Annotated in this window: 18 protein-coding genes; 5 read left to right on the top strand and 13 right to left on the bottom strand. The window is 62.5% G+C overall.

Translation table 11 applies throughout. The features are described 5' to 3' along the window. Nucleotides 1-172 precede the first annotated feature (172 nt). Both IVA96_RS35230 and IVA96_RS35225 read left to right on the top strand, forming a co-directional pair. Nucleotides 173-460 carry a hypothetical protein gene (locus tag IVA96_RS35230; protein ID WP_247280424.1) on the top strand — a complete coding sequence of 96 codons (288 nt, stop codon included), beginning with the start codon at nucleotides 173-175 and terminating at the stop codon, nucleotides 458-460. A gap of 14 nt (nucleotides 461-474) precedes the next feature. Then, nucleotides 475-1,452, top strand: a complete 978-nt coding sequence (locus IVA96_RS35225; protein ID WP_247422346.1) for a hypothetical protein — start codon at nucleotides 475-477, stop codon at nucleotides 1,450-1,452. Here IVA96_RS35225 and IVA96_RS35220 read toward each other — a convergent pair. Further along, nucleotides 1,392-2,177 carry a Crp/Fnr family transcriptional regulator gene (locus tag IVA96_RS35220; protein WP_247422344.1) on the bottom strand — a complete coding sequence of 262 codons (786 nt, stop codon included), beginning with the start codon at nucleotides 2,175-2,177 and terminating at the stop codon, nucleotides 1,392-1,394. The genes IVA96_RS35225 and IVA96_RS35220 overlap by 61 nt on opposite strands. 517 nt (nucleotides 2,178-2,694) lie before the next feature. Between IVA96_RS35220 and IVA96_RS35215 the strand changes: the two genes are divergently transcribed. Next, the gene (locus tag IVA96_RS35215) at nucleotides 2,695-4,494 is read left to right on the top strand and encodes an SDR family oxidoreductase (RefSeq protein ID WP_247422343.1); all 1,800 of its coding nucleotides are present in this window, start codon (nucleotides 2,695-2,697) and stop codon (nucleotides 4,492-4,494) included. A gap of 10 nt (nucleotides 4,495-4,504) precedes the next feature. On the opposite strand, the gene IVA96_RS35210 is transcribed toward IVA96_RS35215, so the two are convergent. From IVA96_RS35210 to IVA96_RS35680, 12 genes are all read right to left on the bottom strand, one after another. Beyond that, nucleotides 4,505-6,892: a membrane-bound PQQ-dependent dehydrogenase, glucose/quinate/shikimate family gene (locus tag IVA96_RS35210; protein WP_247422341.1), complete on the bottom strand. Its 2,388-nt coding sequence runs from the start codon at nucleotides 6,890-6,892 to the stop codon at nucleotides 4,505-4,507. 5 nt (nucleotides 6,893-6,897) lie between these two features. Further along, complete coding sequence (locus tag IVA96_RS35205; RefSeq protein ID WP_247422339.1) at nucleotides 6,898-7,275, bottom strand: c-type cytochrome; 378 nt, start codon at nucleotides 7,273-7,275, stop codon at nucleotides 6,898-6,900. 20 nt (nucleotides 7,276-7,295) lie between these two features. Beyond that, nucleotides 7,296-7,925 carry a cytochrome c gene (locus tag IVA96_RS35200; RefSeq protein ID WP_247422337.1) on the bottom strand — a complete coding sequence of 210 codons (630 nt, stop codon included), beginning with the start codon at nucleotides 7,923-7,925 and terminating at the stop codon, nucleotides 7,296-7,298. Beyond that, nucleotides 7,925-8,764 carry a substrate-binding domain-containing protein gene (locus IVA96_RS35195; protein ID WP_247422335.1) on the bottom strand — a complete coding sequence of 280 codons (840 nt, stop codon included), beginning with the start codon at nucleotides 8,762-8,764 and terminating at the stop codon, nucleotides 7,925-7,927. The genes IVA96_RS35200 and IVA96_RS35195 overlap by 1 nt, the downstream gene beginning before the upstream one ends. After that, nucleotides 8,748-10,583, bottom strand: a complete 1,836-nt coding sequence (locus IVA96_RS35190; protein WP_256465513.1) for a methanol/ethanol family PQQ-dependent dehydrogenase — start codon at nucleotides 10,581-10,583, stop codon at nucleotides 8,748-8,750. The genes IVA96_RS35195 and IVA96_RS35190 overlap by 17 nt, the downstream gene beginning before the upstream one ends. 104 nt (nucleotides 10,584-10,687) lie before the next feature. Continuing rightward, complete coding sequence (locus tag IVA96_RS35185) at nucleotides 10,688-11,479, bottom strand: heme-binding protein (protein ID WP_247280432.1); 792 nt, start codon at nucleotides 11,477-11,479, stop codon at nucleotides 10,688-10,690. Nucleotides 11,480-11,537: 58 nt separating this feature from the next. After that, complete coding sequence (locus IVA96_RS35180; protein WP_247422332.1) at nucleotides 11,538-12,461, bottom strand: cytochrome c oxidase assembly protein; 924 nt, start codon at nucleotides 12,459-12,461, stop codon at nucleotides 11,538-11,540. Further along, nucleotides 12,449-12,802, bottom strand: a complete 354-nt coding sequence (locus IVA96_RS35175; protein WP_247422330.1) for a hypothetical protein — start codon at nucleotides 12,800-12,802, stop codon at nucleotides 12,449-12,451. The genes IVA96_RS35180 and IVA96_RS35175 overlap by 13 nt, the downstream gene beginning before the upstream one ends. Next, a complete protein-coding gene (locus IVA96_RS35170) occupies nucleotides 12,799-13,398 on the bottom strand; it encodes a cytochrome c oxidase subunit 3 (RefSeq protein ID WP_247422328.1) in 600 nt (199 codons plus the stop codon). Before IVA96_RS35170 ends, IVA96_RS35175 begins: the two co-directional genes overlap by 4 nt. Continuing rightward, nucleotides 13,395-15,308 carry a cytochrome c oxidase subunit I gene (ctaD, locus tag IVA96_RS35165; RefSeq protein ID WP_247422326.1) on the bottom strand — a complete coding sequence of 638 codons (1,914 nt, stop codon included), beginning with the start codon at nucleotides 15,306-15,308 and terminating at the stop codon, nucleotides 13,395-13,397. The genes IVA96_RS35170 and ctaD overlap by 4 nt, the downstream gene beginning before the upstream one ends. Beyond that, the gene (coxB, locus tag IVA96_RS35160) at nucleotides 15,305-16,315 is read right to left on the bottom strand and encodes a cytochrome c oxidase subunit II (RefSeq protein ID WP_247280437.1); all 1,011 of its coding nucleotides are present in this window, start codon (nucleotides 16,313-16,315) and stop codon (nucleotides 15,305-15,307) included. The genes ctaD and coxB overlap by 4 nt, the downstream gene beginning before the upstream one ends. An 88-nt stretch (nucleotides 16,316-16,403) precedes the next feature. Continuing rightward, a complete protein-coding gene (locus IVA96_RS35680) occupies nucleotides 16,404-16,526 on the bottom strand; it encodes a hypothetical protein (RefSeq protein ID WP_256464853.1) in 123 nt (40 codons plus the stop codon). A 738-nt stretch (nucleotides 16,527-17,264) separates the two neighbouring features. On the opposite strand from IVA96_RS35680, the gene IVA96_RS35155 reads away from it, so the two are divergent. Further along, the gene (locus tag IVA96_RS35155; RefSeq protein WP_247422324.1) at nucleotides 17,265-18,464 is read left to right on the top strand and encodes an ABC transporter substrate-binding protein; all 1,200 of its coding nucleotides are present in this window, start codon (nucleotides 17,265-17,267) and stop codon (nucleotides 18,462-18,464) included. Between the two features lie 125 nt (nucleotides 18,465-18,589). Next, a complete protein-coding gene (locus tag IVA96_RS35150; RefSeq protein ID WP_247422322.1) occupies nucleotides 18,590-20,392 on the top strand; it encodes an AMP-binding protein in 1,803 nt (600 codons plus the stop codon). The last annotated feature ends 70 nt before the right edge of the window (nucleotides 20,393-20,462 follow it).

Here is a 20,462-nt window from a genome sequence, read left to right as displayed (position 1 = left end):
AGCCGGATCAACGGAACGAAGATCATCCTGGATGAAGATGAAGAAGATGATGCTGGTTGTCCGGCGTCGGCCCCGCCGCGCGTGAAGAACAAATCCTGCCGGCCCGCGTTTCATCGCAAATGGCTTCGGCGATGGCCGTGTCATTGCCGGGCCTGCACAAGCGAGGTGCCACATGACGTCCAAGACGCAGAACAACGAAGCCCAGCAGACCACCGATCACGCCGCGATCCGCAAATGGATCGAAGAGCGCGGTGGGCAGCCGGCGACGGTCAAGGCGACCGAAGAAGATGGACACGCCGGCATCCTGCGCATCGATTTCGATCCGCCGGATGAGGGGCTGGACCGCATCGGCTGGGATGAGTTCTTCGAGAAGTTCGACGAGGCCGGCATTGCCTTCCTGCACCAGGACCGGACCAAGGACGGAAAGCTGAGCCGCTTCCACAAATTCGTCCGTCGCTAGCCGGATCTCGGGACGTGACGAACGGCTGGGTGGAGGCCATGCGAGCAGGCGATTTTGCGCGTGCCTGGGCCATCAATGACGAAGATCTCGCGACGTCTGGGTACCCGCCCAAGCATACCGGTCCGCGTCACCTTCAGCGAATCTGGCGGGGGGAGTCGCTTGCGAACAAGCACGTGCTCGTGCGGTGCTATCACGGGCTCGGCGACACGATCCAGTTCCTGCGTTTCATGCAACCTCTTCGCGGCATAGCGCGCAGTGTCACGGTCTGGTGTCAGCCCGAACTGTTGCCGCTGGTCGAGCGCACGGCAGGCGCCGATTGCGCGCTTGCGCTCCATTCGGGCACGCCTGAAGCTGACTTCGACGTGGACATCGAGATCATGGAGGTGCCGCACGCGCTCAGGGTGGGGAGAGAGGAGATCGAGATGAGCGCGCCATATTTGACGCTGCCGCCGAGAAGCATGCCTGTGTCGCTCGACTGCGAAGGTCTGGCCGTCGGCTTGGTCTGGGAGGTCGGCCAATGGGATAAGCGGCGCGCTGTTCTCCCCGCATTGTTGCGTCGTCTCGCCGTTCCTGGCGTAGCGCTTTATTCGCTCCAAAGAGAGGCGGCGACCGAAGAGCTCGCGCAGATCGGCGCTCGCGACATCAGCACGCCCGATATCGCGGCTCTCGGTCGTCTTCTCTGTCAGCTCGATCTCGTCATTTGCGTTGACACCATGGTCGCACACCTCGCGGGAGCACTCGGATGCGAAGCCTGGGTGCTGCTGCACGCCGATTGCGACTGGCGCTGGCCTTCATCCGGGTGCCGTACGTTTTGGTATCCGAGCCTGCGCCTGTTTCGTCAAAAGACAGCCGGCGATTGGGGTGCTGTCATTCTGGAAGTGCGCAGAGCCTTACAGGAGCGCGTGAGGTGTGAGCAGAAGGTTACACAATATCATCTGGCCGACGCGACGGCACCTTTGGTCAATTCCAGTTGCACTGGTCGGCGGCCTTGATCAGGTGGCCGGATGCCTAGATACGCGGGATCGAAGCCTGCCAGCCGGACCAGTCCGGGCCAGTCGGAGATCATCAAGGTCTTGCCGTGCCAGTGCAGCAGGTTGCAGCGGCGCAACTCCCGGATGGTGCGATTGACATGGACTGGGGAGATGCTGCAGGCCGCCGCGAGGTCGGATTGGGTGAACGGCGAAGCCAATCTGAAGTCCTTTGCGAGCCCGACATTCTGCAGGCGTGTCGTGATCTCGCAGAGCAGGTGCGCTACACGCGTCAAGGCGTCCCGGCTGCCGAGGTTTACGGCCCAGTTGCGCTGTCTGGCGTGGTCGCCAAGCAGCATCAGCAGGAGGGTACGCGACATCGCGGGCGAGCGCGCCGATAGTTCGCGAAAGAAGCGATGCGGCACCAGCGCGACCACGGCAGGTCCGAGCGCAATGAGGTTGCCATTGATGCGGGGCTGATAGAGGGTCTGGAGGTCAGCGATGTCGCCGGGGACCGAGATCGATGTGATCTGCCCGTCTGCGGCCTGGGCGTCCTGCCAGGACAGGTAGCCCTGGAGCAGCAGACAGCATTGATGGCTGTCATCGCCGTGGCGCAGGATAGCCTGATGTGAACTGAAGTGCGCGATCGTGCTCGGCATTTCTGCCAGCAGATCGAGGTCGTCGGCGGTCACGTCACCGATACTCGCCAGGTGATCGGCAAGCTTGGAAAAGGCAAATCCCGTCTGCATCGGTCATCCGATCGCCCGCCGCCTACCGCAACTCTGACCCAAATGGCAAAGGGCAGGCATTAACCTGTGATACGCTCCCTCGACCAGGGTATGATCGATTGGTGCGAGTCGACGTTCGCCAGTCTTCAATGTTCCTGTGAAATGAAGTCAGGGAAAGCGGCAATCGTCCGCACTTCGAGCGCCCGCAATCTTTCGCGGGCGCCATTGCCCTAGTGTGAGGTCTTTCCGCGCGAGGCGGTCCCCTGTTTGACACCGACACGATGGCGACAAGGGACAGACCTCTCCTGGCGATCCTCCGAAGGCCGGTTCCAGGGCTTTGTCCGAAGCCTCAGCCATGCGGCGGTAACGGGCGGGAACGGGGCCGTGGCGAACTTGCGACGCCGGCACCTGCGCGGCTCCCCTGAACGGATTCGCTCCTGTACATCTTTGAGTCATCGAAGCTTTTGCGCCGGGCCGCCCTGGCTAGGAACGAGCGTCATGTCAGGGATTTGAGCAAGGTCCCGACCGGAAGACGCTCATGGACAGATTTGACGCCGCTTCATCGACCGCCGCCCTCACGAGGGTGACAGATGACATCTGGATCGCGGACGATGCGCCAATCAGCGCGGCCGGTCTGCGTCTGCCTGTTCGCATGACGGTCATTCGGCTGTCGAATGGTGACCTCATGCTGCACTCGCCGGTGCGATATTCGCCTGCTCTGCGCAATGAGCTGGAGCGGTTGGGATCAATCAAATATCTGGTCGCGCCGAACGTTGCGCACTGGATGTTTCTGCCTGCCTGGCAAAGGCATCTGTCGCAAACGTTGACCTTTACAGCGCGAGGACTGTCTGCGCGGAAACAGGTGCGAGAGGCCGGACTTCGCGTTGACCGCGAGGTCGGCGACACCACCCCCGGAGAGTGGGCCGCCGAACTTGAGACAGTCTCGGTGCATGCCCCGATGTTCTCCGAGGTGGAGATATTCGACAAGCGGAGCCGCACACTGATCCTGACGGACCTCGTGCAGAACCTTGATTCCCATGATCTTTCCGCGTCAAATCAGGCCGCCGCAAACCTGCTCGGCATCGCCAAGCCTGACGGCAAGGCGCCGATTTATCTTCGGCTCTTGTTGCGCCTCGGCGGCCGTTCGGTACAGGCCGCGGCCGAACGGCTCGTGCGCCTGGCGCCCGAGCGGGTCATCTTCGCGCATGGCGACTGGTTCAAAGCGGATGCGGCCGTGCGCCTCCGGCGGTCGTTGCGCTGGCTTGTCCCAATGGATGCCTCAGGATCTTCGCCGCGGCCAATGGCGGGCACACGGGTCGTCATTACGGGAGCATCCAGCGGAATTGGCCGAGCGGCGGCGCTGGCGTTTGCGCAGGAAGGGGCGAGCGTGGCGCTTGCCGCACGTCGCGGCGAGATCCTGGCAAGCCTCGCGGCAGAGTGCGAGGCGCTGGGAGGCCGTGCCTTGGCGGTCCAGACCGATGTCAGCGATGCGGAAGCGGTGCAGCGATTGGCAGCGCAGGTTGACGATGTATTCGGCGGAATCGACGTCTGGATCAATAACGCCGGCACCGGTGTATTCGGCGCCTATCAGGACGCCGATTTCGCGCTTCACCGCCGAACCATTGAAGTCAATCTCCTGGGAATGATGCACGGCGCCTTCGCGGTGCTTCCGATTTTTCTCCGCCAGAACCGAGGCATCCTGATCAACAACATCTCGCTGGGGGGTTGGGTGCCGACGCCGTTTGCGGCGGCCTATTCCGCAAGCAAGTTCGGCCTGCGCGGTTTCACGGCGAGCCTGCGCCAGGAACTCGGCGCGCATCCGAACATCCATGTCTGCGGCGTGTTCCCGGCGATGGTGGATACGCCGGGCTTCGTCCACGGCGCCAACATGTCCGGGAAGAGGCTCGATCCGGGGCCGCTGCTGTACCAGTCAGAAGATGTCGCTCAGGCCTTTTTGAGCCTCGTTCGCGCGCCGCGCGATGAAGTGGCCGTCGGCTGGCTCGCGCGCGGTGGCCAGATCGCCTATGCCATCGCGCCGAAATTGACAGAAAATCTGTTGGGTGGCGCATTCCGATTCCTCCTGTCGCGCGCCGGACGCGCACCGATCAGCGAGGGAAGTATCATCGAAGCCTCGCCGCTCGGCACGTCGGTAGACGGGGGATGGCTGGGGCGGAAGCAGCTTCCACCGGCTGGGGTCATCAGCAAGGGGCTTGCAGTTGTGGGAATGGCTGCGTGTGTGGCTTTGGTGGCCTCGCTAGCCGTCCGGCCGCGTCGGCCGCAGATCAGGACCAGGCGCCGCCGGACGCCGACGGGACGTACCGCAGCAAGGCCGTCTTGACCGACGGACATCATGGCAGCGCGTAGGCCCGCACGTAGTCCCCGAGCCTGGTGCCGAACGAGCCGTGGCCGCCATCGACCGTCACTACGTATTGCTTGCCGCCGGTCTCGTAAGTCATCGGCGTTGATTGGCCGCCAGCGGGAAGGCGGTCCTGCCAGAGCTGCTGGCCATCACCGACGTCGAATGCCCTGATATAATCATCCATTGTCCCCGTGATGAAGATGACGCCTCCCGCGGTCACGATCGGCCCGCCCAGCATGGGAACGCCCAGCTTGAACGGAAGCGGGACAGGGGCCTGATCGCGGATCGTGCCGATGCGGTGTTGCCACACCACCTTGTGCGTCTTGAGGGCAATGGCCGCGATATTCCCCCAGGGCGGGGCGAGGCAGGGGATGCCGAGCGGCGACAGGAAGATGCCGAGTTCGACGCCATAGGTAGCGCCGTACATCGGTTGAACGCCGAGTTCGGTGCCGGGTGGATGCGCAGCGTTCGGCGCGGCCGGATTATCTCTTCCACGCGGCACCAGGCGGGAAATGAACGGAATCGATTGAGGGTTTGCGATCGCGATCTGTCGCTGTGGATCGACGGCAATTCCGCCCCACTCGAACATGCCGAAATCACCCGGGAACACCAGCGTGCCTTGCTCCGAAGGCGGCGTGAACGGCCCTTCGTAACGGAGACGCTTGAACTTGATACGGCAGGCGAGCTGGTCGAACATCGTGCTGCCCCACATCTGCGCGTCCGTCAGCATGCCGGGTGGCCGGAAGCTCAATTCCGAGAAGGGTTGGGTGGGGGACAGCCGGTCGCCGGGTGCGGCGCCCTGCGGCACGGGCTTCTCCGGCGCGGGCACCAGCTGATGCCCGTCGCGGCGGTCGAGCACGAAAATGTCGCCCGTCTTTGCCGGAATGTAGATCGCCGGCGTGGTGCCGCCATTCGAACGCAGATCGACCAGGCTCGGCTGCGAAGGCATGTCCATGTCCCAGAGATCATGGTGCACGTTCTGGAACGACCAGCGTAGTTTTCCGCTGGCGATATCGAGCGCGATCAGCGCCGAATCGTAACGCTCCTTGTCCGACGAACGGCCGCCGCCCCAGATATCCGGAGAGCTTGAGCCGAGCGGGACGTAGACGAGCCCGAGATTTTCGTCGACCGCCGAGATGCTCCACGAATTGGGTGAACCGGCCGTGAAATGATGCGAGGCGGAGGGCATCTCGTTCGGATCGGGATTGCCGGCGTCGAACGCCCATATCAGTCGCCCGGAATAGATGTCGAAGCCGCGGATCACGCCTGAAGGCACGCGGTCGGAGTAGTTGTCGATGACGGCGCCACCGACGATCAGAACCTTGTCGGTCACCACGGGCGGCGAGGTACCCTCGTAGAAGCCGAGCGTCTGGACCTCGCTTCCCTCCTTGAGGTCGATCTGACCTTGGTTGCCAAAGCTGGCGCAGGGCGTGCCGCTCTGGGCATCCAGCGAAAACATCCGGCCGTCATTCGTCGGCACGAAAATGCGCTGCGGACAATCGCTTGGGGCCGGCGCGCCGTCGGCCGTGACCGCGCCAGGCTTTGTCGCGTGATAAGACACGCCGCGGCAGGTCATGTGCTGGAAGGCCTTGTTGTGTTGGATCTGAGGGTCAAACTTCCAGCGCAACTTGCCGGTCGCAGCGTCGAGCGCGAACACGATTTGGTGTGGCGAGCAGGTATAGAGGAGATCGCCAATCTTGAGCGGCGTCGCCTGGTTGGTGATCTCATCGGGATCATCAGGACCCTTGTGGTCGCCGGTGCGGAATTCCCAGGCGAGCTTGAGGTCCTTCACGTTGGCTTTGGTGATCTGACTGAGCGAGGAATAGCGCGTCCCCCAGCCAGTGCCGCCATAGGCCGTCCAGTTTTCGCCGGCGGCGGGCGGGGCTGCTTCGGAGGAGGCAATGGCGCCCGTCGTTTCGCTCTCCGGCACCGTGCCGGCAAGATCGTGGCGATCGCGCGTGAGGGAGAGAGCGAGCACGGCCGCCGCCGCCATCAGTACGAGGCCGAGCGCCCATCGCGCGGCACGCAAGCGAGGTGCCAAACGACGCGTAATGAAGGGCAACAACAGCCAGACGCCCAGCGGCGCAAGCACATCGCCGCGCGGCGCCAGGGACCAGAAATCGAGGCCGGCCTCCCAGATTGCCCACGCCATCGTGCCAAGCATCAGCGCGGCATACACCCAGAGCGCCTCGGCACGCCGGCGCGTAAGCAGCCACGCGGTGAGCAGAAGCATGGCCCCGGCGACGAGATAGTAAAAGGAGCCGCCAAGCACAGCGAGCCAGGCGCCGCCGCCGGCGAGGGCCAATCCCATGATAGCGACGTTCACAATGGTGATCGCGAGCAGTGGCGCGTCACGGAACAAGTGGATGGGGGTCATATTTCCTACTTCAGCGTATAGAGAAACGCCGCGATATCACGCGCGTCCTTCTGCGGGATGCCCATTCTCGGCATGGCGTTGCCCGGCAACGCCCGCTGCGGATCTTCGATCCAGTCGGCCATATTGTCCGGCGAATTCTGGATGTAGCCGGCGATGTAGGTCCGCGTGCCGATCCGGTGCAGAGGTGGGCCGACATTGCCGTCGGCACCGGCGATGCCGGGAATGTCGTGACAGCCGCCGCACTGGTATTGCTTGACGAGATCGGTGCCACGGCGCGCATCGCCCATGAAATTGTCCGGGCCGGCAGGCGTGCCTTTGTCGCAGGCCACCGCCGTCAGGGCCAGCAGGGAGGCGATGAGCGATCGTGTCGTTGGAGTCCCCATCGGCTGCTCCGCTTTCCCGATCAGGGTTTTCGGCCGAAATTGAAGGACTTGGTGGCGGACCACGGATCGGTCGTCGAGACCTGCTCGCTCGGGACTTGCTCCACTTCAGGGGATAGCGGATTTGCCGAGAAGGTCCGGCCCCATTGCCGGTTCGGCTCGTTGCTGATCTTGCCGATATAAGTGACGAGGTCCCAGATCACGCTGTCGGGCAGCACACCGCCCCAGGCCGGCATTCCATTGGGCCGCCCCTGGTAGATCGACAGATAGATGCTCTCTGGCTGCGAGCCATAGGTGAAGATGTTGTTGCTCAACGCCGGCCCCATGCCGCCGCCGCCGTTCGGCGCGTGGCAACCGACGCAATTGAAGTTGACGTAATAAGTCATCCCGCGCTGCTCCGCATTGGGATCGCCTTGCACGGGATTATTGATCTGGGGTCGGTCCGGCTGCGCGCCGGGGAAGAGGTGGCTGACCGGGACCTGCATGAAGACGCCGGGCCTACCGTTGCCGACGCTGCCGCCGAAATTGGGGCGCGGTGCCGGCATCTGCGCCTCCTGTGACTGCGGTAGAGTCTGCTGGGCAATTCCGGCGCCGTTCGACACGATCGCGAGGAGCAACGATAGGAAGCTCATGCCTAATGCTGGAGCAGACATCACTCATGCCCTCCGGACGCCGTGACCGGCTTTTCGACCAGCGGCACGCCGAAACTGCGCAGCAGCGACATGATCTCGGATCGATGCTCGTCGATGAATGCATTCAGCCGGTCGCGCAGCGCGTGGTCGTCCTTGCGTACGCCCATGGCAATGGAGAACTGGAACTGCTGGGGGCCAAAGCGCTCGTAATCCCGAATTGGCGTGACCGTCAGCGGGACGGGAGAGCGCTGCGCGAAATAGCCGCCCAGCGGCCCCCAGGCGGCAGCAACATCGATCTCGCCGTTCTCGACTGCCTCGATCAGGCGCGCGGGCGGATCAGCGTGGCGAAAATCGCCGTAGATAGAATAGCCGCGGACATTGTCGACGATGCCTTGTTCGCCGAGCGCCTGCGCAGGCGGTGGATTGTTGCCGTCGTCGCCGATCAGATGCACGCCGATCACGAGGTGATGTAAGCGCGGGTCGAGCAGCGACGAAAGATCGAACTGCTTATCCTGCCGAGCCACGAACACGTAGCTTGAGCGATAATACGGCTTTGTCGTCTCCACGAGATCGTAGCCGGCTGGTACGCCCATCACGACGTCGCATTTGCCGGCATTAAGCGTGTTGCGGACGAAGCCGCGCCGCTGCGCCCACCAAGTGTAGGCGACCTGTTGGCCGAAATGCTCGCCGACCATGGCTGCGAGCCTGTTCTCGAATCCCGCTTCCGCCCTGTTCGAGAACGGCAGATTGTTCGGATCGGCACAGACACGGAGTTCGCCATCCGATGCCGCCGCTCCGGTGCTCGCGAGCCCGATCAGGATGCCGAGGGCGATGCCCGGACAATTACTTCGAGGGCGCATGGCTGGTGTCCTCACCCTTTGCGTCTCCAAGCTTGAACACCAGCAACTCGCTCCCGCCGGCGGTGTAAAACGGCAAATCCTGCGTCGCGCCCGCAAAGCCCAGTGCGGCATTGCGCACGCGCGGATCGACTTCAGCATTGGCCACCACCCCCGGCCAACCGCCGACGCCCGAGAGGATCGCGATGTATTGCTGTCCGTCGGAGCCGCGATAGGAAACCGGCTGGCCGATGAACCCGGATCCGGCACGGAATTGCCAGAGCACACGCCCATCCCTGGCATTTACCGCCTTGAAAAGGCGATCCATGGTGCCGTAGAACGCCACGTCGCCGGCCGTCACCAGCGCGCCACTCCAGACCGGAAGCTTCTCGTGGATCTCCCAGATCTTCTTGCGCGCGACCGGGTCCCACGCCATGAACTCGCCGCGATAGCCGCCAGGGCCGGCATACATATCAACGTCCGCGCCGACATAGGGCGTGCCGGCGATATAGCCGACCTGCGAGGCCTTAAAGTCCATGCAAAGGTGCTGATGCGGGACGTACAGCAGCCTGGTCTGCGGTGACCAGGCCGACGGTTGCCAATCCTTGGCGCCGGGCGCGCTCGGGCAGATGTTCTCGACGGTCTTGCCGACCAGCGGCGTCTTCTCCTCGTTTGGGATGATCTTGCCGGTGTTCAGATCGACGCCCTTGTAGCTGTTGACGAACTCATAAGCGTCGGCCGAGATCACTTCGCCTGTCGCGCGATCCATGACGTACATGTAGCCGTTGCGGCCGGGATGGATCAGAACTTTGCGGGTCCGGCCGCTAAGCTCCAGGTCGACAAGCACGTTCTCGTTGACTTCATCGTGGTCGAACAGATCGTGCGGGTTGATCTGGTAGGCCCATTTGGCGCGACCGGTGTCCGGATCGCGCGCAAAGATCGTGGTACTCCAGAGATTGTCGCCGCTGCGCTGGTTGGCATTCCAGGGACTTGGATTGGCAGTACCGTAGTAGATCAGGTTCAGATCAGGATCGTAGGAGATCCAGCCCCAGACCGTACCGCCGCCGACCTGCCAGCGATCGGCCGGCCAGCTCTTCACGCCGAGATCCGTGCCCTTGAGATTTTCATAGAACGGCTTGAAATCGTCCCCGATCAGCACCTCCTTGTCGGGGCCCGTCGAATAGGCGCGCCAGGCGATGGCGCCGGTGTTCTCATCTAGCGCCGTGACCCAGCCTCGAACGCCCATTTCGCCGCCGCTGTTGCCGACGAGAATCTTTCCCTTCACCACGATGGGTGCCATCGTGATGGTCTCGCCCTTGTTGATCTCGCCGAGCTTCGTGTGCCAGAGTTCCTTGCCGGTCTTCGCATCGATGGCGACGGTGTGGTTATCGAGTGTATTGAGGAAGACCTTGCCGTTGTCGAAAGCGAGCCCGCGATTGACGACATCGCAACAGGCAACGCCCGCGGCCGCCGGCTCCGGCTTCGGCGCGTAAGACCATTTCAACTCACCTGTGGTGGCATCGAGTGCGAACACACGGTTGGGGTAGGGGCCTGCATAAGGGCCGACCACGTACATAGTGCCGTCCACGACGAGCGGCGCCGCTTCCTGGCCGCGATCGGCGCCAACCGAGAAGGTCCACGCAAGCTGGAGGCGCGAAGCGTTGGTCGCGTTGATCTGGTCGAGCTCGCTGTAGCGCGTGTTGGCGTAATCGCGCGCGGCCATGGGCCATTGGCCCGGATCCTTCATGCGGCTGGCAAGATCGGTTTGTGCCGACCCCGACGACAGCAGCGCGCCGAATGCGCAAAGGACGCTCAGCAACCGCGCGAAACCACGCACTAACATGTGTAAGGCACTCCATGGCGGTGACGAGGCCATGCCGCGTTGCAGGCCGGTGCGAACGTACAAACGTTGCGCTTCCCCTTGGTTCCAAAAGGAGGGATTCGCAGCTATCTCACGACGTTGCCCGATACGCCTGCGCCGAGATCGACCGCGATCTGATCCTCCTTGCCGTTGCACTTGGGGTGGCCGAATCCTGACGGGCTTCTGCCGTCCGGGCCGATGTCATAGATGATCGCGTCCTTCATATTGGGACTGACTCCGGCCGGCACGCGGTCAAGTCCAAGCAGGTGGCGGACGCGCCAGGCAACATTGTGATCGGCGCAGGAACTGTCGCCGCTGATACCAAGCGCACCGGCGATCCCGTTGCCGTCATAGAGCGCCAGCCCACCGCCAAAGACGATCACGCCGCCCACGGGCTTTCCGACCATTGGATCGTGCGCCGTGCCGAATTCGTCGGGCGAGCCCGAGTACAGAACCTCTGGCGATGGTGGGTTGCTGAGACCTGCGCCGAACAGAATTCCGCCAGGTTGCGCGCCCGCGTAGAGGTTGGCCGTGGCGATCGCCTTGTCCTTCAGGCTGAACGCATTCGCCGTATTCGCCTTTTCGGCTGCGATTGCTCGGCTGCCCAGCCACTGATCATCGACCTTGCTGCCACTGTAGGCGACCGCGCAGACAAGACCCTGTCGATTGACGACAGCAGCCCATTCGTTGTTGTCGAAGCCTCCATTGCCCGGCCCACCGCCGGGCTTCACACTCTTTTTGAGGATATCGGCGAGCTGCTCATGGTCGACCGGACACGACATAGCCGGCCGGGGTTGGTCCTGCGCGTTCAAGATTGCAGGCACCAAGAACGCCGTGGACAAGACAGCCGTTGCTGCCATGACAGATCGTTTGCCCATGTGGCCTCCCTGGAGTGTCGCACTCAGCAGGCGAACGTCCGAAGAGAAGTTGCGGTTCCTATGCAGGACCGCTCATGAGCGGCAGGTGCGAGTGGCCACCGTTCGTGGTCAGCCACCGGTGAGCAAAGAACAATGCGGCGGCTGTGTAGAGTATGCCCATGGGCACCCACATCAGGATGCCTGCAAGCTGCTGGTCTTCAAGGGGCGAGAGGCCGAATTCCCCGGCGAGGGCGCCCTGCGCCGGGATCCAGAGCCGCGGCGATACGGTCAGCAGGGCCCCGAGCACACCGGAATGCAGGATGGTGATGAACAGGCAGGCGACGGCGATGCCGTCGCGAGTTCGGGTGCTGCGGCCCCGTCCGCGGCCATGCAGCAGCACCCACCAGAACAACAGCGCGGTCACAAAGAAGCTGACGTGTTGGAGGCGATGGATCCCGGCGTTCTCAAGCGCCCGCGCGTAGAAGGGTGGTGCATGCCAGATCCAGAGCGCCGCGCCTTGAAAGATGGTCGCGCTGATGGGGTGGCTCACAAAAGTCCACGGCCAAACCAGTATCGGCAGATTGAGAATTCGGCCCACCGATGGCCGGAACGAGGCCGGTAGGCTCCACAGCAGCGGGCCGTTGATCCGGGCAAACGCCATCAGTGGCGCCGCCACGAGCATGAGCAAGCCGTGCTCGACCATGTGCGCGGTGAACAGCCGCTCGCCCAGCCAGTGCAGCGGCGAAGTCACCGCAAGCGCGACGACGAGCCAGCCGGTCCAGAACGCGGCGACCTGCCGGAAGCTGACGCCGCGGCCGCCTCCCGCGTGCCGCCAGAGGCGCTGCGTTCCAACATAGAAGCCAATGCCCGCGGCATAGAGCGGGGCCATGAGCCAGGGGTCGTAGCTCCAGAGTGATCCCGAATCGACATCGGATAGTCCGTGCGCGGCGGCCGGCTGCGCGAGCAGCGCAAGCAACAACGCCGCAAAGCTCAGCGCAGACATGGGCTGATCATGAGCGACGCGGCGAGCTGGTTCGCGATGACCAGCGCGAACAGCACGCCGGAGCCGACGCCGAGCCACGCCATGAACGTCCTGGGACCGCCACCTTGCGCATCGGACCATTCGGCGCTGGCACCGCGCCGAACCGCGAGTGCCGATATGACGGTGCCTGCAAGGGCGAGGATGGCCAGAACAGCGCTCAGGATTGCTCCGCTCATCCTCGTCTTCTCGCACGAGAAGTGCGCGAACACGTAGACACCTTGCAAATTAATACCCCATGCAATCGGCCCGAGCGCAACGCCGGCCCAATACAGTAATCTGGAATGTCCGTCAGCTTCGGTCATAGGCGCGGCACCCAATCCAGCAGCACGTACAGAGGCAGCCAGGCAAGCACGACAAAGTTCCAGTAGAAGACGTTGTCGGTTACATCGCTGAAGCGGCGCGGCTTTGCGTGCCTCGTGAACATCAGGACGGCCAGAACGATCGTGTCGCCAACATCGGTGGCGAGATGGGTCGTGTGCAATCCGAGAATGAGCCACACGATCGATCCGTAGGCGGAATTGTCCCAGCGCGTATTGAGATGGGCGAACTCGAAGCCGCGCAGAACAAGAAGGGCGGTGCCGATCACGGCCATCACGATGAGACCGATCCGCACTTTCGCAAGATCCTGCCGGTGCGCGGCCCGATTGGTGATCTCGTTCGGGATGATGCTGAGCAGATAGACCGCGACCTCGGCCTTGCCTGGCCAAAGATCGGGCGGCGCGGCGCCGATCGGCCAGTTCGGATTGACGGCGTAGAGATAAAGATAGGCGCCGATCGCGATGGCAAAGCCCATGCCTTCGAGCGCCATGAAGCCCATGGCGCCCCACCATGGTCCACTGCGTGGGCCGTACCCGTAAGTCGGCAGTTCGGCGACATTGCGGACGATGGTCTGTCTCACTCCTCGTCCTCCCTGCTGCCGGTCGGCCAGAACCAGCCGATCAAGGTGACGGCCATCGGCGGCGTGCCCCAGAGCACCGCCCATGGCGTGAAGATCGAACCGATGAAGAACACCGTGGTTGCGATAGCTGTGAGCAGTGGCCAGATGCTGGGTTCGGGCGATGCTTCGCGGATTTGCGGCTCGGCCTCTGCCAGTGAGGTCAGCAGGACTTCGCGCCGCTCCGCGCTCAGACCCGCGACGACAGGCAGGCTCATGCTATCGGCCCACAGCGGATCGCGGTGTTTGACGACCGGAATGCGATCGAAATTCTGCGGTGGCGGTGGCGAGGACGTTGCCCATTCCAATGTTGAAGCGCTCCAAGGATTGTCGCCCGCGAGCTCACCCTTGCGCAGGCTGTAGATCACATTGACCAGAAGCAGCGCGAAGCTGAGCGCGAAAACGAGCGCGCCGCCGCTGGACACCAGGTTCAAGTGCGCCCAGTCCATGTCGGCCGTGTAGGTGTAGACCCGACGCGGCATTCCGATCAGCCCGAGAATGTGCATCGGGAAGAACGCGACGTTGAAGCCGATGAAGGCCAGCCAGAAATTCCAGCGACCGAGGCTCTCGCTGAGCATCCTGCCTGTGATCTTCGGAAACCAGTAATAGACGGCACCGATGAGCGGGAACACCGCGCCGCCGATCAGGACGTAGTGAAAGTGCGCAACGACGAAGTAAGTGTCGTGCACCTGGGTGTCGATCGGGACCGAGGCGACCATCACGCCGGACAGGCCGCCGAGCACGAAGATCACGATGAAACCGATCACGAACAGGAGCGGCGTGCGGTAGACCGGCCGTCCGTCCCAGAGCGTTGCCAGCCAGCAGAAGATCTGCAGCCCGCTCGGCACCGCGATCAGCATACTGGACGCCGTGAATAGGCCGGCGCCGAGCTGGGGCAGGCCCGTGACGAACATGTGGTGGACCCACAGACCAAACGACAGGAAGCCAGTCGCGATCAGAGAGAGAATGACGACGGGATAGCCGACCACCGGCCTGCGCGCGAAGGTCGCCAGGATTGCTGAAACCATGCCGGTGCCTGGAATGAAGATGATGTAGACCTCCGGATGGCCGAAGAACCAGAACAGATGCTGCCAGAGCAGCGGATGCCCACCCGAGGATGAATCATAGAAGCGGGTGTTGACGAGCCGGTCGAGGATCAGCGACGTCGATGCGACCATGACCGAGGGCATCGCGAACATCACCAGGAAGGCCGTTACCAGCATGGCCCACACGAATAACGGAATGCGGTCAAGGGTCATCCCGGGCGCACGGAGCTTGAAAACGGTGACAATGATCTCGACGGCGACTGCAAGCGCAGCGACTTCGGTGAAGGTGATCATCTGCGCCCACACGTCCGGGCGCTTCGTCGGCGTGTATTGCAGCGAGGAGAGCGGGACATAGGCAAACCAGCCGACGTCCGGGCCGACATTGAGCGCAAAGGAAATCCAGAGGAAGCACCCGCCGAACAGAAACATCCAATAGCTGAAGGCATTGAGGCGCGGAAAGGCGATGTTCCGCGTGCCGACCATCAGCGGCACGAGATAGACGGCGAACGCCTCCATGACCGGCACGGCGAACAGGAACATCATCGTCGAGCCGTGCATGGTGAAGATCTGGTTGTACTTGTCGGCCGACAGGAACGTCTTCTCCGGTCCGGCAAGCTGAACGCGCATCAGGATCGCGAGAATGCCGCCGAGAAGCAGGAAAGCGAAAGCGGTGACGATATACCGGCGGCCGACGACCTTGTGGTCCACCGACGTGAGCGCACCCGTCCATCCGGACGGCGTGCGCCACACCCGCTCCAGCTGCGTGGACAGCTGAAGGCCATTCAGGACGTCGTCCCGTATCTCACGTGGTTCAGCGGCGATGCTCACTTGAGCTGCTCCAGATAGTGTAGGATCGCGATGAGCTCGCCCGACTGCAGCGGCATCTTTGGCATGAGATTGCCGGGCTTGATGTGCTGGGGATCGGCGATCCAGGCCGCGAGCGTCGCCGGCGTATTCGGCAGCGTTCCCGCCGCGATCGTCGTTCTGCTGCCGATATGCGTGAGATCCGGGCCGAGCTGCCCGCCGGCCAGCGTGCCGCTGATGTTGTGACACAAGGCACATCCGCGGGCCCGGAAAAGAGCCTCGCCCTGCTTGCCAAGCTGATCCGTAGGGCTGTTCGCGCTCTGGTTCTCGTGGTCGCGCCAGCGGCCGAATTCATCCGGCGGCAGCGCGAGCACGGCGAAGGCCATATTCGCATGCTGGAGGCCGCAGAATTCGGCGCATTGCCCGCGATAGACGCCGGCATTCTTCGCCGTGAATTGCAGCTCGTTCTTTTGCCCGGTGATGAGGTCCATCTTCCCGGTCAGGCTCGGCACCCAGAAGCTGTGGATCACATCGGCGGATTCCAGCTCGACCTTCACCGGTTGGCCGGTCGGGACGCGGATCTCGTTCGCGGTCACGAAGCTCCGATGCGGACTGTCAGCTTCATAGCGGACTTCCCACCACCATTGGTGGCCAATGATCTTGAGCGTGAGGGCGTTCTCGTCCTTGGCAAAGATCGTGCGCTGACCGGCATAACTGACAATGGAGAGTCCGAGCACGACGACGAGGGTTGCGAGCCCCAGGACAAAGATGACGCGACCGCTCGTCCGCTCAAACGGCTGGTGCAGCGCGAGTGGTTGGTCGGCCGGGCGCTTTCGGCGCAGCAAACTGACTCCAAGCACGACCACGACGGCGATCCAGACGGCGGCCGCAACGGTCAGGAAGATGAAGATGGTATGAAGGATCTGGCTGGACTGAAGTCCCTGCGGGTCCAGCACGGACTGCCGGCCGGCGCAAGCGGCCAGCGGCAACGTCGCAAATGGCACCAGAGCCGTTCGCATCCGGACAGGCATCGATGTTCGCCGTGCTCCCCTGTTCGAGGGCGAACCGGTCAATCGTATGAAGGTTCCTATCTCCGCGAAATGGCTGGTTCACAGCGTCTCAGAACGGCCATCCTCTGGTCGCGATGAAGATTGCCGCATCGGCCACGGCCATCAGCAGCAGGACGATCAGGACGGCTATCATGGCCCCTGGCTGGGTAATCGCGCGAAGGTCTTCAAGCATTGATCATCCTCGACTTTGCGGTTCGATCACCTTGCCATCGGCTTTTGTGGATCGTGCGGCGCTGTGCGGCTTCGGTGCTTCGCTCCCATTGCGCGCTCGTTGCGGAGCAAATGCCAAAAGCACGCCGACGCCGCTATTGCCCGTTTGAGTGCTCCCGTCAGACATGCGGGAAATGCGAGCGTGCAGTCGTGGTTCCTAAGCCTTGTGTATCGCCAGGACGCCAGGTGTATCGCCAGGACGCCAGGAGAGGCGCTGTGATCAGAATTGGCATGATTTCGTTGCGAGCGGCGGGCTTGTATCCCGGCCGGCGGGCGACTGCGTCGAATGCGGCGGTTACCTATCGGACTTCGATCGCTGACATCGTCGCCGAGCACAAAGGTCGAGGAAGTAAGTTCAGTATTAGAATTTATGTTTCTTCGCCGGCTCTACGCTGAGGCTTGCTGCCCGGTGATCAGAGCTGTCGCCACTGTGCAATGATGGCATTTGAATGGGTATTCACAGTCGAGTTCGGCACCTCCCGGGGCGCGTCACGGGACTTTCCGCGAGCCATCATCTAATCGCTTGACCAGTTCTGAAATAGAACTGTAGGATGGACCGACAAGATGGCCGATCGTAACGGCCGCCCATCTACGGATTGCCGCGCCGGACCATCTCAGGCCTGCGGGTGAGGCGGGGCGTGCAGCCGCGCGAGTAAACAGGACCACGTACCAGGAAGGTGCGGGTTCGGGAGGACGAACAATGTTGACGAAATGGAAGGCCGTTGCGGCCCTGACTTTGCTTTTGAACGGCCCGGCGTTCGCGGCCGACGAGGTCGGCGTTACTGCGACCGAGATCAAGATTGGGGGGGTGTTTCCGTTCAGCGGACCGGCGTCATCGATCGGTCTCGTCGGCAAGGGCCTTATCGCCTACATTCAATCGGTGAATGACCGCGGCGGCATCAACGGCCGCAAGATCAACTACATCGCCTATGACGACGCCTACAGCCCTCCGAAAGCGGTAGAGCACGTCCGCAAGCTCGTCGAGAGCGATGAGGTGGCGTTCATGTTCGGTCAGCTCGGCACGCCCGGCCTTTCGGCCACGGCAAAATACCTGAGAGCGAAAGGCGTACCGAGCATCGCGATCATCAGCGGCTCGTCCAAGTTCACCGACGTCGCCAGCTACCCGCTGACCACGACAGGTCTTGTCAGCTACGACACCGAAGGAAAAATCTACGCGAAATATCTGACCAGGACGCTGCCGAACGCCAAATATGCGATCCTCTATCAGAACGACGATCTCGGCAAGGATTACGTCAATGCCTTCAAGGCCTTTCTCGGCAAGGACTACGATCGAAAGGTCGTCAGCGCGTCCTATGAGGTCACCGAGCCGACCGTCGACTCGCAGATCACAAACCTGAAAAGCTCCGGTGCCGACGCCCTGGTGATCGCGGGAACGCCGAAATTCGCCGCGCAGGCGATCCGGCAGGCTTCTGTGATCGGCTGGAAGGCGACGGTGATCATCAACTTTCCATCCGGTTCGGTCGGGGGCACGCTCGCGCCGGCTGGCCTCGACAAATCAGTCGGCGTGATCGTCGGGACGATCAACAAGGACGTCGTGGATCCCACATGGAAAGACGATCCCGCCATGCAGACCTATCAGGCGTTTCTCGACAAGTACCTGGCCGGCGTCGATATCACCAACGGCAGCTATCTGACCGGCTATCAGCAAGGCATCCTGCTCGAGCAGATCCTGAAGCAATGCGGCGATGATCTATCCCGCAAGAACATTCTGGCGCAGGCCAAGAACCTCAAGGATTTCATCGTCCCAACCGCGCTGCCCGGGATCAAGGTGAACACCAGCGAATCCGAGAACATGATCTGGACGCAGATGCGCTTGCAACGATGGATCGGATCGACCTGGGAAGCCTTCGGCGAGGTGCTCGACGCCAGGTCCGAATGAACTCGCCCCAGCCAGATGCCGCATGAGCTGCGTCCCAAGCTTGCAATGCGTCGGTAGGCCGCCGCTGGGCATTACGGAATGCACGGCATGTGGTCGCCTTTCAGCAATTCGGGAGATCATTTTCGATGTCGACGACGGCACTGACGTTTGCCCCCCGCGAGGTTTCGATCGAGCGTCGCCCCGACGGTACGCTCATCTTGAGCTCGCCTCTTGAATGGACGCCGTGCGACTGGCGCATCACCGATTTTCTGCCGCGCTGGGCCAATGCCGTTCCGGATCGGATTTTCCTTGCGCAACGCAATGCGAAGGGAGGATGGGACGAGATCACCTATGGTGAGGCATGGTCGCAGGTTCAGGCGGTCGGCCAAGGCCTGATCGATATGGGCGCAAGGCCAGCCGACAAGCTGGCGGTCCTTTCCGGAAACTCCATCGAGAACGCCGTGATCTCGTTTGCGGCGATGTCGATCGGGGTCGTCCTGGCGCCGATCTCGCCGAACTACACCGTGATGCCGGGGGGCCTCGCACGTCTCAAGGACATCGCGGAAGTGCTGCGTCCGAGCTTTGTGTTCGTTCAAAGCGGACGCGACTTTTCCGCCGGCCGCGCCATTCCCGACTTGGCAGCCGCGACCTGGATCAGCGTCGATGGTGCGCCGGACACAGTGCCTTTTCAGGTTCTGGCCGCGCGAACCGGGCGCGAAGGATTCGAGCGCGCATCGCGGGAGGTGTCTTGTGACGCCGTCGCGAAAATTCTCTTCACGTCCGGTTCGACCGGCTTGCCCAAGGGCGTGCTCAACACCCACCGCATGATGGCAAGCTCTCTGCAAATGGGAAGTCTGCTGGTGTCTCCGCCCGATGCGCCGGTCCAGGTGGAGTGGCTGCCCTGGCACCATACGATGGGTAGCAATGTCATCCTTCACGGCATCCTCAGGAATAGCGGGACGCTCTATATCGATGATGGCCGGCCGCTGCCGCATCTCTTTCACAAGACGGTCGAGAATCTCAGGGAGATCTCGCCAACCGCCATGTTCAACGTGCCTGCCGGGTATAACCTCTTATGTGATGCAATCGAGAACGACCTCGACCTTGGTGCCAGCGTGTTCAAGCGGATGGACCGATTGAGCTATGCTGGCGCCGCAATTTCTCAGGACACTCTCGAGAAACTCTATCGATTGACATTTGCCGCCACCGGCCGGCGAATTCCGGTCATGTCGGGTTACGGCACGACCGAAACCGCGCCGACGATCAGCACGACGCATTGGGCAACGGATCAGCCCGGAGAGATCGGTCTTCCCGCGCCGGGGCTGCAGCTCAAGCTCATTCCGGTCTCCGATACCTACGAGGCCCGGGTCAAGGGCCCCAACGTTACGCCCGGCTATCTCGGACGGCCCGATCTGACGGAAAAGGCCTTCGACGAAGAAGGATTCTATCGCATTGGCGATACCGTCTCGTTTCTGGATCCGCAGAGACCGGAGCGGGGCCTTCGCTTTACCGGGAGAATTTCCGAGAACTTCAAGCTTGCGAATGGCACCTGGGTCTCAATCGGAAACATGCGTGCGGCAATCCTGGCCGCCACACGTGGCGTCTTGCTGGACATCGTTGTTGCGGGCGAAAATCGCGAGACGTGCGCGCTGCTGTGCTGGCTGAACCCGACCGAGGCAGGCCGGATATCCAAGACTGCAGCCGTTGATTTGAGCTGCGATCCTGTCGTGGTTCAGTTTCTGAAGGATCGCTTTCGGGAATACAACGAGGCAGTCGGAAGCAGCGAACGAGTCTGCGCCTTCTCCCTGCTGAAGGATCCGCCGTCGATGGCAGCAGGAGAAATCACCGACAAGGCCTATGTCAACCAGCGCGCGGTGCTCAAAGTTCGCGCCGAGCAGGTTGAACGTCTCTATGCGAACGAACCATGCCGGGACGTGGCGCGGGTGTAGGGCAGGGCAATCGCATTTGAAAGATCGCTTCGCTGCGACATTCAACGAGACGCCCGTCTTCGGCGGGCCG

The sequence above is a fragment of the Bradyrhizobium sp. 159 genome, assembly GCF_023073795.1.
Taxonomy (GTDB): domain Bacteria; phylum Pseudomonadota; class Alphaproteobacteria; order Rhizobiales; family Xanthobacteraceae; genus Bradyrhizobium.
Note: the sequence above shows the minus strand (reverse complement) of the source record. Positions and strands in the feature narration are given on the sequence as shown.